The sequence below is a fragment of the Hymenobacter negativus genome (genome assembly GCF_017571495.1).
GTDB lineage: Bacteria > Bacteroidota > Bacteroidia > Cytophagales > Hymenobacteraceae > Hymenobacter > Hymenobacter negativus.
Map to the genome: position 1 here is coordinate 1 of NZ_JAGETZ010000021.1, position 16,426 is coordinate 16,426.

At 65.0% G+C, this 16,426-nt stretch carries 6 protein-coding genes; 1 reads left to right on the forward strand and 5 read right to left on the reverse strand.

Annotated features, from left to right (window positions below; genetic code table 11):
* Positions 1-142: 142 nt before the first annotated feature.
* Positions 143-5,020, reverse strand: coding sequence for a M4 family metallopeptidase (locus J4E00_RS27265; RefSeq protein ID WP_208178521.1), 4,878 nt, complete (start codon positions 5,018-5,020; stop codon positions 143-145).
* 296 nt (positions 5,021-5,316) lie between these two features.
* Here J4E00_RS27265 and J4E00_RS27270 point away from each other — a divergent pair, with 296 nt between their 5' ends.
* Positions 5,317-6,156 carry a methylated-DNA--[protein]-cysteine S-methyltransferase gene (locus J4E00_RS27270; RefSeq protein WP_208178522.1) on the forward strand — a complete coding sequence of 280 codons (840 nt, stop codon included), beginning with the start codon at positions 5,317-5,319 and terminating at the stop codon, positions 6,154-6,156.
* Between the two features lie 52 nt (positions 6,157-6,208).
* Here the strand turns inward: J4E00_RS27270 and J4E00_RS27275 are convergent, their stop codons facing one another.
* The 4 genes from J4E00_RS27275 to J4E00_RS27290 form a co-directional block, all read right to left on the reverse strand.
* On the reverse strand, positions 6,209-7,474 hold the full coding sequence (locus J4E00_RS27275; RefSeq protein ID WP_208178523.1) for a hypothetical protein: 1,266 nt from the start codon (positions 7,472-7,474) through the stop codon (positions 6,209-6,211).
* A 104-nt stretch (positions 7,475-7,578) separates the two neighbouring features.
* Positions 7,579-9,012 (reverse strand): T9SS type A sorting domain-containing protein, encoded by a 1,434-nt coding sequence (locus tag J4E00_RS27280; RefSeq protein ID WP_208178524.1) that lies wholly within the window; start codon positions 9,010-9,012, stop codon positions 7,579-7,581.
* 21 nt (positions 9,013-9,033) lie between these two features.
* A complete protein-coding gene (locus J4E00_RS27285) occupies positions 9,034-11,055 on the reverse strand; it encodes a hypothetical protein (RefSeq protein ID WP_208178525.1) in 2,022 nt (673 codons plus the stop codon).
* A gap of 142 nt (positions 11,056-11,197) precedes the next feature.
* Positions 11,198-16,207: a beta strand repeat-containing protein gene (locus J4E00_RS27290; RefSeq protein WP_208178526.1), complete on the reverse strand. Its 5,010-nt coding sequence runs from the start codon at positions 16,205-16,207 to the stop codon at positions 11,198-11,200.
* Positions 16,208-16,426: the final 219 nt, after the last annotated feature.

Sequence of the window (16,426 nt, forward strand, 5' to 3'; positions counted from 1 at the left end):
CCGCCGAAAGGCGACAAGCCACTAGAAGCAGCGGGTCCCAAAACAGCGAGAAGCCACGAAGCGGTAGCAGCACCCAAAGCTCGCTGCTACCGCTACGCGGCTTCTCGTTATGAGCCAATTGGATACGCTTGTTCCCGTCCCCTTACTCCACGGTGAGGCGGGTGGCCTGGGCGCCGCTACGCACCACATACACCCCGGCGGCCAGGCCGACGGGCAAATGCAGCTCAGCCTGGCCGGTGGCCCCGGCTTGGGCAGTTGCCACGGTGCGGCCCAGCGCATCGAATAAGGTAACGGCTGCATCGGGCGTGGCCCCGGTCACGAAGGCGCCGGAATGGGCTGGCTGGGGGTAGCAGCTGAGCTTCGGGGCAGGGATAGCAGCAGCTACGGACACGACGGGCGAGTACATGCCCACACCACTGGCATCGACCTGACGCAGGCGGTAGTAGGTGCGCTCCAGAGGGGCCTGCGCATCGGTGAAGGCGTAGGCCTGCGGTGTGGTAGTGGAACCCGTGCCCGGCAGCAGCCCGGACACCGCCGTGAACTGCTGGCCATTGGCGGAGCGCTCCACCACGAAGCCCTTGTTGTTCACTTCCTGAGCCGTGTTCCACTGAGCTAGTACGCTCTGGCCCTGGCGCTGGGCGGTGAAGGCTGCCAGCTCGACGGGCAGCGAGGCCGCACCGCCACCGAGGTAGAATTCAGAGAAATGGTCGGGCACGCTGGCTTCCAGGCCAAACCATGGGGCTCCGGTGAGCGTGATGGGTGCGGCGGGCGTGAGCAAACGCGACGTGCCGGAATTGTTGGCTAGCTGGCAGTCCTCGTTGGTGCCGCTATACTGCGTCAGGCGCAGCTGGGTGAGGGCGGTTACGTCGTTGACGTCGCCGTCGTTGGCCGCTACGAAGGTGGCAAATTCGGAGTTTGTGCCATAGAAGCGCACCAATACCGTGCGGCCCACAAACGCGTTTTGGGCCAGCAGGTGCCAGTTGCGGTCCAGGTATTCGCGGCCCCGGGCATCAACCCGCACGGGCCCCTGGTTCAGCGTAAACTCAGCCGTGACCTGCCCCAGGGCAAAACCCTGGTCGTTGATGGCGGCTACCACCTGGCCATTGGCGGCCCGCAGCCACTGCCAGGTGCCCGCACCCGTGCTGCTGATGGGCGTAGTGCTCAGGCACTGGTTTGCGGTGCCCGTGAACACACTCAGCACGTCGAAGGCAGTAGCGGAGGTACCTGTACCACTGGGCGTATCCACGGCAATGAAGCCGGTGGTAGCTGTGCCGGGCACGGTGGCCGTAATGCTCGTAGCGGAGTTGACGGTAAAGCTGGCCGCGGTGGTGCCGTTGAAACGCACAGCGGTGGCGCCCGTGAAGCCCGTGCCCGTGAGCACTACCGCTGTGCCCGCCAGCCCTATACCGGGCGTGAAGGCAACAATGGTCGGCAAGGACGGCAGCACGGAAAAGGCCGTAGGCGAAGTACCCGTGCCCACTGGCGTTGCCACCGTGATATAGCCCGTGCTGGCCCCAACCGGCACCGTCGTGCTGATGCTGGTAGCGGAGTTGAGTGTAAACGCCGCCGCGGTGCCGTTGAATTTCACTGCCGTAGCCCCCGTGAAGTTAGTGCCCACCAGGCTGACCGCGGTACCCACTGGCCCGCTGCCCGGCGTGAAACTGGTGATGGCGGGCCCGTTGGCACAGCTCACGCTGAGCGTGAAATTGCCAACGTCAGCGGCCAGGTAACCCGAAACGTAGATGTAGTAAACCGTGCCCAGTACCGAAGGAAAGGTGACAATGCTGGCGCTTCCCGGGCCACAGCCGTCGTCGTTGCCGCTCACGCAGGTGTAGGCCCCGCAAGTACCCGTGTACACAGCCATCAGTCCATCGTAGCTAGCATTGGTACAGGTATTTACCGTCACATTGCCGCCCACTCCCACAAACCGATAGAACACGCCAACCGTGCTGCTGGTAAACGGAGCCCCGCCACAAGTGGCGCTTGGGTCGCCGGTATTGGTAGCACCCAGGGTGCTGCCGGTTACGGAGCTGCCACAGGTCACCGTGATGGCATTGGCACAGAAGTCATTGGGCGGGGAAACAAAAAAGTCCGTGAGGCTCAGGCAGGTAGTTACGGGTGTGGTCACGGTGATGGGACCGGAAGTGGCCCCTGCCGGCACGGTGGCCGTAATACTGGTGGCGCTGACCACGTTGAATGTGGTGGCCGGCGTCCCGTTAAAGCCGACCCCGGTTGCCCCGCTGAAGTTGGTGCCCGTGATGGTAATGGAGGCCCCCACCGGGCCATTGGCGGGCGTGAAGGAGGTGATGCTGGGGCCGCCGGGAATCCCCGTCACCCCAAACATGCGCGGGGAAGTGGCCGGGCCCAGTGGTGTAGTGAGCGTAATAAACCCTGAACCGGCCCCTGCTGGCACCGTAGCCCAGATTTCAGTGCTAGAAGCAACTGTAAACGAGGCTGCCGTGCCATTAAAGGCCACGCCCGTGGTGCCCGTGAAGCCCTGCCCGTAGATGGTAACCACCGTACCGATTGGTCCCTGCGTGGGCGTGAAAGAATTAAAGGCCAGGGCAGCGGTAACGGTAAAATCGACGGGCCCGGTGGCCGTGCCATCCGGCGTGCGCACCGTGAGAGGGCCCGTGGTAGCCCCCAGCGGCACCTGCGCCGTGACGGTGGTGGCATTCAGTACCGTGTAAGAGGTGGCATACAGGCCGTTGAACTTCACGTTCAGGGCCGCGCCTAAGGTAGTGCCGGTGATGGTGACCGTGGTTCCTCCCGGACCATTGAGGGGAGTGAATGATGTGATGGCCGGCAGCACCGTGAACGTGATGCTGGCCGAGCCGTTGGGCGTGGTCACGGTGAGCGCGCCCGACCCAGCCCCTACCGGCACAAACGTGGTAATGGTGGTGGCATTCAGCACGGTAAACACGGCGGCGGCACCATTAAAAGACAGTGCGGTAGCCCCCGTAAAGTTGGTTCCTGTGAGCGTAACGGCCCCGCCCTGCACCGCGCCACCCGCCGGCGCGAAGCTGGTGATGGTGGGAGCCGGCCCGGGCGTGAGCACGGTAAAATTGCCGGCCGTGGTGACGCTACCGGTGGCCGTGGTGAGTGTGATGGTGCCGGTAGTGGCCCCGGCGGGCACTTTCACCGTCACGCTGGTGAGGGATGTGTAAGTGGCCGCCACGGCATCGGTGCCGTTGAACTGCACCCGATAGGTGCTGCCCAGGTTGGTACCCGTAATCACAACGTTGGCCCCTACCAGGCCATTGGCCGGCGAGAAGTTGCTGATGGTGGGTGCATTTTCGGTTTGCTCCACTCCTACTGCCCGCCAGGCTTTGGCCACGGCTTCCACCTGGGTCGAGCCGAGGCCAAACAAATCGACGGCGGCTTGCAGGGTGGCCTGACGAGCGGCCGAGTAATTCGAATTGGCGGTGAGGTAAAACCGCTCAGCCCGGTACACAATGCGGGCCGCGCTGCCAATGGTAATGCCTGTCACGTTGTAGGCTTTGTTGTTGTCGTTGGTGCCCGAGCCGCCCACGCTCAGCAGGTAAAACCAGTAGTTCAGCACGCCAGAGTTTGTGTGGACCCCGCCGTTGTCGGCGGTACCGTTGTACCAGCTGGTTCCTTTATAGGTATCGGGCTGGCCGAAGGCATTGGGGTTGCTCATGGAGCGCAACGCCGCGTGCAGCTTGTCAATATCTTCCCCGATGAGCCAAATCTGCTTGGTCGGGTCGAGATGGTTTTCGACGCAGGCGCCCCAGATATCGGACAGCCCCTCATTGAGTGCCCCCGACTCGCTGTTGTACAATAGGTTGGCAGTGCTGCTGCACACGGCATGGCCGATTTCGTGGCCGCACACATCCACCGCCGTGAGGGGTCGAAAATGCGAGGCACCGTCGCCGTACGACATCACCGCGCCATTCCAGAAAGCGTTTTCCAGGCCCACACCGTCGCCCGGCGTGTCGTCGAAATGCACGTAGCTCGTGAGGATGGTGCCCTTGTCGTCGAAGGAATCGCGGCCGTGCACGGTGGTCCAGTAGTCCTGCGTGGCCTGCGCGCCAATGTGAGCATCAAGGGCCGCATTATCAAAATTTGCGTTGTTGTATTCGGCCGCCGTCCAGTTGTTGTCGTTATCGACAAAATCAACGGCCGCTCCGTAGTTGTCCGATTTCAGCGCGTTAAGCGTCACCACGCCCTTGCCGTGCACGGATTCGCGCAGGCGGAAGCCGCTGCCGGTCTGGTCGGCAAAGATGGGGCGTTGGCCCAGGTAGCGCGTGGTGCCCGTGCCGGTCACGTTCAGGTGCTTGATGACGGCATCGCGTAGCACCACCTGCCCGGAACGGGCATCTACGTAAACCAGCTCGCGGCTCAGGGGCGCGTGGGCGTAGATGTTGAACTTCCAGGCCAGTACCAGCGGCCGGGCGACTTCGGGCTGGCGAAAGTCGCCCACCACCACCAGCTCTCCTTTGGGCTGGTAGGTGGCCAGTGGATTAGCAGTAAGGGCTTTGAGGGCCCGCTCCTCGGCGGGCAGCTGCCACTGGTACACGCGGGCTCCCACGGCTTGCAGTGCATGCTGCAACGCAGCGGCTTCGGTAAGGGCTGGCTGCACGGGGGGCATGGCGGCCGCCCGCTCCAACTCCCCGCTCAGCACCTCAATGCGGCCGGCGCGGGCATGCAGGCTCACCACGCCGTGTTCTACTTTCACGCCCTGGTAGTACTGCTGAAACCGCTCGTGCACGCCACCTTCTGCGTCGGTTTCGGTGCGAAGCAGGCGCAGGTCGTCGGCGGTGGTCAGGGCTAGCTCGCGGCGCAGCACCGGTTGGGCCTGGCTGAGGGCGGGCCGGTCGGGCAGGGCCTGGAGCAAAGTGGTGCCGGCCAGCGGCTGGGCCCGGGCTGCCACCTGCACCTGGGCATGCGCCACGGGCAAGCCCAGGCCTCCCATCAGCAAAGGCAAGAACAGGGCGCGGCGACCAGCTTCCCGGGCTTTGCGAAATGCAGCGAAAATTGCCTGGTAGAGTAATGTCATAAAGTGAACGGTTATTTGTTTGCAGAAAAAGTGGCGGCGCTTTAATGGACGTAGGCAGTTGGGCTGAACAATTATTTTTTACCGACTTAACAAGCCACGGCCATTCTAAAAGACCAGCAATATCAAAGCACCGAATAAATAAACCTAACTCAAAATAAAATTCAAATTAACCTATATTATCAATACTTCCTTGCTTTCCGCTCGGCATGGGCAAAACAGGCACTGAAGTGCGCAAGAATCGGGTGTCGAGCCGGCCCGGCAAGCCCGAGATTTGCATCTCAATAACAAACAAGACCATGACTGACTACCAACGCATTGCAGCGGCCCTCACTTACGCGAGCACACATTTTCAGGCCCAGCCAAACCTGGAAGAAATGGCGGCCCAGGCCCACTGGAGCCCGTTCCACTTCCAGCGCAAGTTCCAGGAATGGGCCGGGGTGTCGCCCAAGAAGTTTCTGCAGTTCCTCAGCCTGGACCATGCCAAGCAGCGGCTGCGCCAGCACGCCTCGGTGGCCGAAGCAGCGGATGAAGCGGGCCTCTCCGGCACCAGCCGCCTGCACGATTTATTCGTAACCCTGGAAGCCATGACGCCCGGCGAGTACCGGCACGGCGGGGCCGCGCTGGTCATTGACTATAGCTTTGGCCATAGCCCCTTCGGGCCCTACCTGGTGGCTTCCACCGCCAAAGGAATCTGCAAGCTGGTGTTTGTGGAAGAGGAGGCGCAGGCCTTGGCCGAGCTGCGCCAGGAATGGCCCAACGCCACCTTCACGGCCAGCGAAAATGCGGTTCATGGCCAGGTAGCACGCTTTTTTGCCCGCGACTTCTCCCCCACCGACCGGCTGCACCTGCATCTGAAAGGCACCGCGTTTCAACTCAAAATATGGGAGTCGCTGCTGCGCATTCCAGAGGGCGAACTGCGCACCTACTCGCAGCTGGCCGCAGCGGCTGAAAACGGCGCAGCGGTGCGAGCGGCCGGCACCGCCATCGGAGCCAACCCGGTGGGCTACCTCATTCCCTGCCACCGCGTTATCCGCCAGACCGGCGAATTTGGGCAGTACCGCTGGGGCGCCCAGCGCAAGGCCGCGCTGCTGGGCTGGGAAGCCGCCCGTACGGAACAGCCGCAGCCTGCGTGGTAACCGCCCGCTGGCAAGCAATGCCCCCGCAGATTTTGGACATTTCTCATCGAAATCAATCCGCCGGAGGCAGCGCCTGCATCCGCACCGCTCGCGGGTTTAGCGTGTCGACGTAGAAGCGCAGGCGGGTGAAGCCGCTGATGACCGAATAAGGCTGTTCGTGCGGGCGCTGCGGCAACCGGAACTTCGGCAGCCGCTTGAGCGGCAGCTCGAACAGGGCCTCCGGGTGGGCTTTGGGCACTACCACGAGTTTGTGGCCAGCTTCCACGAAGAGGTATACGCCGGCGGCCCGCGCCCAGGCGCGGGCCAGGTCACTCGCCAGCTCGTAGTCGGGCACGAAGCGGAACTGGCGCAGCACGCGGCCGCTGGTGCTCAGTATCTGGGCCGTGGGCAGGCGGCGCTGGGCAGGGGTGGTCACGAAGTCGTAATCCGACATCGGAGCCGTCACGTCGGGGCCGTCCTCGGCGGCATCCAGCGAACCCGGCGTAGTGGAGCGTTCTACGTAGTCGCCATACTCATGCACCACCAGCAGTGTAGTGTCGTTGAGAAAGCGGGCCGCCCGCAGCTGTGCATGGGGTTTGAGGAGCGAAAGCGGCGGCTGACTGGCGCGCAACACCTCGGTGCAGGTGAGCACTGCCCGGCCGGAGGGTGAGATGCGCGGGTCGCAATCGGGTGCATCCGAATACGCTGGGCCGCCCGGCGAGATGCCCTGCACCCGGCCCTGCCGGTCGAGCAGCAGGGTGGCTTGGTGGCCCACGTCGCTAAACGGGATGCCGATGTAACATCCGAACACCAATGCATCGAGGGCGGTGCTATAGCCCAGGTAGCTGGGTGGTGGCATGTTCGTTACTGTCACGATATCGCGGGGCGCGGCCTTATAGAAATCCGGCTTGTGCAGTTGCCTTCGAAAAATCGTCTTTCGCCCCACCGAGTCGCGTAGCGTAAACGTGTAGGTTTCGGCATAGCCCCGCACCACGCCCGCACGCCGGGCCGAGTCGCTGGGTACGGCGAAGGCACCACCCACACTGCCGGCTGGAGCGAAATCAATCGGCTTGGTTGAATCGGTTTCGACGCGCACTGAGAGTCGGTAGTGCCGGGAGCCAACCAAAATGAGCGAGTCGCGCGGGCCGGGCTCACGATTGTAGGCACGGGTCAGGTCGGCAGTGTCGGCCGTTGGCAGCACATTTGGAGCTGCGGCGGGCAGTGTGGGTGGTTGCGCCGAATCCGGCTGTTCGGCCGGGTGCGAAGCGCGGCGCGTTTCACAGGCTGTTAATAGCAGAAACAGGCTCAGAACGAGCAGGAAACATTTCGGAGATTTCATGCGGAGCTGGAAAATCAGCTGCAATAAAACACGAACAGCCGCCTGGCCATTGCCAGGCGGCTGTTATTAAACTTGAGTAGAGACCAGAAACCTGCGCCCCTCCTCTATTCCACCACCAGGCGAAGGGTCTGGTTGCCACCACGCACTGCGTACACACCAGTGGCCACGCCCACAGGCAAGGCTAGGCGGGCCGTACCATCGGCCTCGGCAGTGGCCTGGATTACCACGCGGCCCAGGGCGTCGAATACTCGCACCACCGTGCCAGGTATTGCACCCGTAAGCGTAGCCGGGCCGCCGTGGGTCGGGTTGGGAAACAGGACCAATGTGGCAGGTCCGCCCAGCGTCACCACCCGCACCGGCGAGTAGCCGAACGTACCATCCAGGTCCACCTGACGCAGGCGGTAGTAAAGCACGGGCGCGTCGGCCGGCAGTTTCATGTCCAACAGGGTATAATCATGATGGGTAGTGGCGCTTCCGGCGCCCGCCACTGTACCGATGCCCGCAAACGTGCGGCCATCCAGGCTGCGCTCGACGGTGAAACTGGCGTTGTTAAGCTCTGTGGCGGTGGCCCAGCGCAGGCGCACGGCGGCCGGGCCCTCGGCCTGGGCCGTAAAATCCACCAGCGTCACGGGCAGCGGCGCATCAGCAGTGCCGACGGTGAAGAAGGAGAAGCTGGTAGTGGCCGGCACCGTGCCAGTGGCGGTGCGGGTGGCAGCCGCGTTCTGCGAAGCACTGATGCGGGCCCACCCGGCACCCGCCACCGGAGCGGCCGCGCGCGCCCACACCTGAGTACCGGCGAAGGTGGTGAGGCCCCGGTCGTTGGCCGACAGCCAGGTGAGCTGCACCGCGGCGTTGGTGAGCGGGGCCGAAGTGCGCCAGATTTGGTCGATGCCCGCGTGAGTGCTACTGGCGTTGGTGCCGTAGCTGAGCTGGGCGGTGTTGAGGCCGGCCGTGCGGGTCACGGTCAGGTTGGCGAGGGCCGCGGCCGGGGTGATGGCGAGGCCGTTGGGAAAAGTGGTGGCCGCGGCGGCCGGCACGGAAGTTTTCACGGCGGCCAGGTTGCCGGCCACGTAGCGGGTGCTGCTCTCGCCGGTGAGCGTGGCACCGTTCAGCAGCCGCAGGGTAGCCGAAGCGTGGGTGGTGACCGTGCCGCTGGTGAGCGTGAGCACTCCGGCTACGTCGGCGTTGCTGTTGGCGGGCAGGGTCACGCCGCCGCTGGTGTTGTTCACCGTGAGGTTGGCCAGCCCAGCCCCCTTCAGGTCGAGCTGCTGGGCGGCGGTGCCATTGAGGGTGACGGTGCTGGCGCTGCCGGGCGTGAGGGTGGCGCCGCTGGCGTTCAGCAGATTGCTACCCACGTAGAGCTGATTGGCGCCACTGCTCAGGTCGAGCGTGCCGCTGCTGTTGCTGAGCGAGCCGCCGACTGACAGCACGGCCCCGCCCGTGAGGGTTAGGGTGGCGCCGTTGTTGAGGAGGTCCTGGGCGAGGGCGGGCGCGGCTGGCAACAGCGTGCCGGCCAGCAGGATTAGGAGTTTTCGCATGAGCCTTTGAAAAGCCAGCGCTTAAATGCCGGTGCGGATGATAATCCAGCTCGTGCCGTCGGAGATGGCGGTGACGACTTTGGACGAGCCCGTGGTGTTCATGTCGAAGGTGTTGCCGGCGGTGATGGTGGCTGAGCCGTCAAGAATGGAGCTGTTGCTGGAGAGCTTGGCCGCGACGCTGCCACCGTTGCGCAGGTAGTAGATGCGCCCCTTGCAGGTGCTGGCCCCGGGCAGCAGATAGTGCTGGGTGCTGGTGCCGCTGGGCGCCAGGCCGTAGTAGCCGGCCCCCAGGTCCGTTATATTGGGTGCGCCCTGGTCCAGGCCGTTAGCGCCCGAGAGGGCGCTGCCACCGCCGCTGTAGCCCGTCTGCACGCCCACGGCAAAGGTGCCGTTTACCTGCAGGCTACTGTGGGGCGCCGACACGCCAACCCCCACCCGAATGGCGTCGTTGTTGCCGGGCAAGGCCCCCAGCACCAACGATTGGCTTTGGGTGACCGTGGCGTTGTTGCCGATGATGTAGGCGTCGTACAAGCCCGGGCTGGCCTGCACGCTGCCGCCGATGAGGATGTTGTTGCTGCTGCTGCCGTTCAGGTTGCTGCCGGAAGCGCCCCCGAGAATGATGTTGGCGTTGCCCAGGGCCCGGCCCGAGCCCTGACTGCCGGCGGAATTGCCGACGAACACGTTGTTGCCGCCCCCGGTCATGTTCAACCCGGCATCATTGCCCAGCAGAGTATTGCCGGCATCCGTCGCCTGTTGGCCGGCCCGGTAGCCGAGGAACGTATTTGAGCCGGCGTTGCTGCTTTCCCCGGCCTTGGCCCCCACGAAGACGTTTTGCATTGCAGTAGTCACCGCCACGCCGGCATTGAAGCCCAGCAGCACCGACAGTGAGCCGGGCGTGTTGTTGCCCAGGTTTACCCGGCCGTTGCCGTACACCCGGAAGGCCTCGTCGCCATTGCGCTTGAAAATGAGGTCCTGGTTGTTGGTGGTGCCCACAAACTCGTTGCCGTTCGTTGCGTTGCCCGTCAGGCTCCAGCCGCTGCTGCCGGGGATGGTGGCCCAGGTGTTGTCGCCGCGCAGGTAGGTGCTGCTGCTGGCCGTGCCCGTGGCGGCCAGCTTCGGGATGGTCACCGCGTCGTCGGCCAGCTTGGCGCTGGTCACGGCGTTGTCGGCCAGCTTGGCGGTGCCGATGGCGCCGGTGTTGACCGTCGGGTTCGGGTACGAGCCGGTCAGGTCGCCGCCGGCCGTGCCGCTGGGGGCGCCCCCGCCGCTCGGAATGGCCTGGGTGCTCAGGTCACCATTGGCGTCGGCCACCACCATGCGGCTGCCGGTGCCGGCCAGGCCGCGCAGCCGGGTGCTGCCGTTCACGTCGAATTTAGCCAGAGGGTCGTTGGTGCCGACGCCCACGTTGCCGCCGGGCTTCAGAAACAAGCGGTAGTCGGCCACACCGCTTTCCGCGACGTTCAGCCCGTTGCTGGTGCCGCTGGTGGTCAGGCCCAGGTGCCAGCGATTAGTGCCCGTGTTGTTGCGCAGCTGCACGGCGTCGTTGGTGGTATTGCCCTGCACCGTGAGCGGTAAGTTGGCCGTAGTGCTGCCGATGCCCACATTGCCGGTGCCGGAAAAAGTGAGGTCGTTGGTGCCCAGCGGCACGTTGGTATCTGCCGTGAGGGCGGTGCCACCCAGGCTTACGGTGGTGGTGGAGCCGCTGGTGCTGGCGCTCAGGCCCGGGCCGGCCGCCACGGCAAGCGGGGTTGGGTTCAGGTACACCCAAGTGGCTGGGCTGCCGGCGTAGTACCAGAAACCCGTCTGGGTGCCGCCGCTGGTGGTGCCATCGGTCTGGTACACCATCAGGCCCTGGGGCGGGCTCGTGATGGCCAGGCGCTGGGCCTGGGTCAGGCGTGGGATGAGCAGGCCCTTGTCGGCCGCCGTGATGTCGAGCGCGGCTTTGGCATTGGGCGTGGTGGTGCCGATGCCAATGTTCTGGGCCTGCGCAGCCAGCGGCAGGGCGGCCACCGCTGCGGCCAATACGGGTAAGCAAAGTCTCATGGGAAGTACTTGAAGGAGAAAAAAAGAAGGATTCAGTCAGTGGCTGCAAAATTTCACGGCAGGCTCGCTGATACCAAAGCGGCCTTGTACCCTAAACAGGGTACAAGGCCGCCCAACTCCTAGCCCCGAAGCCGTCGCCGGCTTATTCCACCACCAGGCGGCGGGCTTGGCCGCCGCTGCGCACCACGTACACCCCAGCCGCCAGCCCGGCTGGCAGGGTGAGGCGGGCGGTGCCGGCAGCGTCGGCCGTGGCCTGGGCCACTGCGCTGCCCAGGGCGTCAAGCACTTCAACCTCGTTGCCAGCCACCAGACCGGTCACGGCCACGGCCGAGCGGGCGGGGTTAGGATAGAGCGTGAGCAGGCCCGAGCCGCCCACCGTCACGGCGCGCATGGGCGAGTAGGCAAAGGTGCCATCCGCATCCACCTGCCGCAGGCGGTAGTAGACGAGGGTCAGCGACTTGGGCGTCTGGGCGTCGCGGAAGGCATAGTCCGTCGCGCCGGCCTTGCTGCCTTGCGCCGCCACTTCGCCAATGCGAGCGAAGGTTTTGCCGTCCAGGCTGCGCTCGATTTCGAACCGGGCGCTGTTTTTCTCGGAGGCCGTGCGCCAGGCCAGCCGGGCCGCCGCGCCCTCAGCTTCGGCCGTAAAGGCGGTGAGTTCGACGGGCAGCGGCGTGGTGCTGCCGGTTAGGTAGAACTCCGAAAAATGGTCGGCCACAGTGGCTTGAGCCACAAACCAGACCACGCCGTTGCCGGGGGTGCTGGCGGTCAGGTTCAGGGTGCGCGACTCGCCGGTGGCGGCGTTGTTGCTCAGGTTGCAATCCTCATTCGGGCCGCTGTACTGCGTGCTTTTTAGGTTGGCATAAGTCACGGCCGCGTCAGCAGCCTGCAGGCGGGAAAACTCGGTGGTCAGGCCATAGAAGCGCACGTTGACGCTGCTGCCGGTGAAAGTGGAGTTGGTGGCGGTAAGGCGCCAGTTTCGGTCGAGGTACTTGTGAGCCCGGCCGTCCTGGCGCACGGCGCTGGCCGTGCCGGCGACGAGGAACTGCACGCTCACTGTGCCCAGCGCGGCGCGCGTGTCCTGCAGGGCAGCCACCACCTGACCGTTGCTGGCCAGCAGGTAGTGCCAGTTGCCGTCGCCAGTGGCGGTGTAGCCGGTCGTTGTCAGGCAGCTGGCCACGGCGTCGTACACTTTCAGCACCGAGAAAGCCGGGCCGCTGGTGCTGCTCACGCCGTTCGATGTCACCACCACCGCGCTGCTGCCCACGGCGGCGCCCACCGGCACCGTGGCCGTGAGCGAGGTAGCCGAGTTATACGTCACGCTGCTGGCCGCCACCCCGCCGAAGCTCACAGTGCTGCCGCTCACGAAGCGCGTACCCGTGATAGTAACGGGCATACCCGGCAGCTCGGCGCTGGCGCTCAGGGCCGTGATGGTGGGCGGCAGCGCGTAGATGATGGTGAATTGCGCAGCGGCCGAGTTGTTGTTGCCGGCGTCGTCCTGGGCACGGCTGGCGGCGATGTTGACTGTAATGGTCGACGGGGCACTGCTCGGCGTCACGGTGAAGGTGTATTGGCTGGCGCTGACCACGGTCAGGGCGCTTTTGGTGCCGCCCGTCACCGTTACATCGCCGATGGCGAAGTTCGACACGCCTTCCGAGAAGGTGATGGTGAAGGGCACGGGACTGGTACTGGTGCTGCTGCCCGACGGCCCGACCGAACTGCTGATAACCACCGTGGGCGCCACCGTATCCACCGTGAACGTGTTGGTGGCGCTGTTCAGGCTCACGGGCTGGCCGGTGGTTTGGGCGGTGGCGTACACCGTATGCGAACCCTCGCTCAGGGCGGTGGTCTGGGTTTTGCTCCAGTTGCCGTTGCCATTGTTGGCCGTCACGGTGCCAATGCTCACGCCGTCCACGTACACCGTGACGGTGCTGCCGGCCGGGGCCGAGCCAGTGTAAGTGGGCGTGTTGTCGCTGGTACTGCTGCCGTCGGCGGGCGTGTCAACCTGCGGGGTGGCGGTGCGGAGCGTCAGGGTAACGGCTTTGGTGACGGCGGCGCTGGCCGCGCTGCCGTCGTTGGCCACGAAGCTCACGGTGCGGGTGGCCGTGCTGGGCGTGCCAGCGGTGTTGTTGTAGGTAATGGCCCGCAGCGCGGTCTGCCACTGGGCTTTGGTGGCCGTGGCCCCAGCCGAAGTCAGCGAGAGAATGCCCGTGCCAGCGGCGTAGCTGGCGCCGATGTTGCCGAAGATGGTGATGCTCGTGTTCGAGAAGGCCAGCACGTCCTGGGTGCTCAGAAAACCGGTGGTCAGGCGCACCGAGGCCGAGGCCAGGGTGGCGTTGTCCGTATCGGTCACGGTGAGGCCGGCGTCCACAGCCACGGGGCCGGCGCCCTGCGTCCAGGCGGTGCTGCCGGTGGTGGCGGTTAGCACGGGCGCGTCGTTGGTCGAGCCCACGGTGATGTTCACGATGTCCGAATCCGATTTAGCGCCGCCGGTGCCGGTGTTGCCCAAGTCGTTGGCAGCCAGCGTCAGCGAGGCCGTGCCGTTGAAGTTGAGCGTGGGCGTGAACACCAGCCCGTTGAGGGCCGCGTTGATGCTGGCGAGCGTGCCCCGAAACGTCATCGCGGCGTCGGCCGCGCCGTCGCCCACCGTGAACGTCAGCCCCGTGGTGCGGCTGAGGGTGAACGTGCCGTTAGCCGCTGTCAGAGTGATTTCCACGTTGCCCGAGCCCGCATCCGCGTCGCTTACGCTAATTACGTTATTTCCGGCAGTATTGAAGGTTTTAGGCGTGTCCTCGGCGGTGGTTTGGGTGGCGGGTACGGAGGCTACTGGGGCATCATTCACGCCGGTAACGGTGGTGGTGGCCGTGGCCGTGTTGTTGGCCGCGGTGGGGTCGAAAGTAGTGCTGCTCACCGTGGCCATAGCCGAGATGGTGCCGCCCTCGCCGGGGGCCTGAATCTGCACCGTGAGTACGGGCGCCGTGCCCACCGCCAGCGTGCTGCGGGTGGCCGTCGCGGTGCCGCCGGACTGCGACGCCGCCCAGCCCGTGCCCGCGGCGCTCAAAAACACCGCCCCGGCCGGCAGCGCCAGCGTGGCCGTGATACCGCTGGCGCTGCTGGGCCCGGCGTTGCTCACGGTGAGCGTGTAGGTCAGGGTGGCGTCCTCGTTCACGGGGTTGGGCGTCGCGCTCAGCGTCACCGACAGGTCATTCACTGTGCTTACAGTGAAAGAGTTGGTGCTGGTGCCGGTGCCGTCGGCATTCGTCACCGAAATAGTGCCCGTGGTGGCCCCCGCCGGCACCGAGGCGGTTATCTGGCTGTTGCTGTTCACGGTGACCGTGGTGGCTGTGGTGCCGTTGAACTTCACCGTGGCCGCGCCCGCGTCGTTGAAGTGGGTGCCGGTGATGGCTACACTGGTGCCTACCGGCCCAGTGGTGGGCGTGAAGCTCGTCACGGTGGGTACTTCGGCCACATCAGTCACGCCGATGGTGAAGGTTTCCTCGTAGAAAAGCCCGCCTTGGTCGGTGGTGCGGATTTTGACGCTGTAGCTGTTCCTGGTTTCGTAGTCGAAAGACCCGTTTGTTGTGAGCGTGCTGCCGATGATGTTGAACGAGCCGTTGTCGGCCCCACCCACCGCGAAGGTGTAGGTGAAGGTGTTGCCCGCGTTCGGGTCGGTGCTGCTGAAAGTGCCCACCGACGTGTTCAAGGGCTGGTTTTCGGCCACGCTGGCGTTGCTCAGGCTGAGGTCGGTGGGGGCGGCGTTGGGCACCGTCACCGTGAAGTTGCTGCCGCTGCTGGCCGTGCCGCTGGGCGTGGTGGCGCGCACCAGGCCGGTGGTGCTGCCGCTGCCCACCGTGAAGGTGAAGCTGGTGGCCGTGGGCGTGCCAGTAATGGTGCCGGCCACGTTGTTCACCGAGGCGGCGGTCACGCCGGCCAGGTTGGTGCCCGTCACGGTCACGGTGGTGCCCACCGGCCCGCTCGGGGGCGAGAAGCCGCTGATGGTGGGCGCGGGCGCGGCGACCGTCTGCTCGTAGCGGTCAATGGTGCCGTCGGCCCGGCCCACCAGCAGGTCCAGCAGCCCGTCGCCGTCGATGTCCGTCACGCAGGGCTTGGCGTTGGTACCCGCCGAGATGCTGTTGAAGGTGCTCGACTGCTGGCTGATGGTGTAGCTGCCCGCCGCAATCTGCTCGTAGCGGTAGATGTTGCCGCCGCTCACGCCGAACAGAATGTCAATCAGGCCGTCGCCGTCCAGGTCCGTGCAAAAGGGCGCGGCGTTGCCCGGCAGCAGCAGGCTGTTGAAGTTGGTGTCGATGCGGTAAAACTGGTCGGTGTTCTCGAAGCTCTGCTGGGAGTGGCTGGTGATGCCGTCGCCCTTGCCCACTAGCAACTCCAGCCGGCCGTCGCCGTCGAGGTCGGTCATGCTGGGCACGGTGTTGCTGGTGGTCGATATGCCAGATAAGTTGTTCACCACCAGCGCAAAGGTGGCGGCGCCCACGCCCGTCTGCTCGTACTCGCTCACGGTGCCGTCGCCGCGCCCCAGCACCAGGTTGAAGCGCCCGTTGCCTTCCAGGTCCACGATGGCCACCGTGGCCTCGGTGCCCATGTCGAGGTTGGCCGAGCCCGTGCTCAGCAGGCCCAGGCTGGTAAAAGTCGTGCCGTTGGCGGCCGTTTGCTCGTAGCGGGCAATGGTGCCGTCGGCCCGGCCCACCAGCAAGTCGAGGCGGCCGTCGCCGTCGAGGTCAGCCACGGCCGGCGCGGCGTTGGCGCCGCCGCTCACGCCAGCAAAGTTGTTGGCCACCAGCGTGTAGCTCACGCTGCTGGCCCGCGTCGCCGCAAAGGTGGAAGGCGAGAAAGCAAAGCCCGCGCCGGTGGTCGCGTTGATGAGCTGCGTGGAGGCCGCCCGGGGCACCACGGCCGTAATCTGCGTGCTGGAATTAACGGTGAACACCGCCGACAGCTCCCCAAACCGCACGCTGGTGGTACCCGTGAAGCCGCTACCCGTGATGACAACATTGCTGCCCGATGCCCCACTCGCGGGCGAAAAGCCCGTAATGGTAGGCTGGGCCCAAGCCGCCGCGCTGCTCAGCAGCAAGAGTAACAAGAGTAGCGTGGCCGGCCACGGCCGGCGCGGGAAAGGAGTACGAGTAAAAGTTTGCATAAAGAGGAGCATAGGGGTTGGCGGCTGCAAAACTCTTATGTTTTGGGCTTGCGGTCTGCATCGGGCTTGTACCCTAAACAGGGTACAAGCTTTCTTTTCTTGCTGCTCACAATAGCGCTGCCCGTCGCCAGGTGTATCAGGCATAAAAAGTAAGCTGGGTTTTAACGCAGCAGTGCAGCGGTAATCACAGCAACTCCAGTCCAGCCCACCATGCATCCT

Bases quoted from the DNA above. Each gene is read 5' to 3' on its own strand.
- J4E00_RS27265 (WP_208178521.1), bottom strand. From the start codon at position 5,020: ATGACATTACTCTACCAGGCAATTTTCGCTGCATTTCGCAAAGCCCGG.
- J4E00_RS27270 (WP_208178522.1), top strand. From the start codon at position 5,317: ATGACTGACTACCAACGCATTGCAGCGGCCCTCACTTACGCGAGCACA.
- J4E00_RS27275 (WP_208178523.1), bottom strand. From the start codon at position 7,474: ATGAAATCTCCGAAATGTTTCCTGCTCGTTCTGAGCCTGTTTCTGCTA.
- J4E00_RS27280 (WP_208178524.1), bottom strand. From the start codon at position 9,012: ATGCGAAAACTCCTAATCCTGCTGGCCGGCACGCTGTTGCCAGCCGCG.
- J4E00_RS27285 (WP_208178525.1), bottom strand. From the start codon at position 11,055: ATGAGACTTTGCTTACCCGTATTGGCCGCAGCGGTGGCCGCCCTGCCG.
- J4E00_RS27290 (WP_208178526.1), bottom strand. From the start codon at position 16,207: ATGCAAACTTTTACTCGTACTCCTTTCCCGCGCCGGCCGTGGCCGGCC.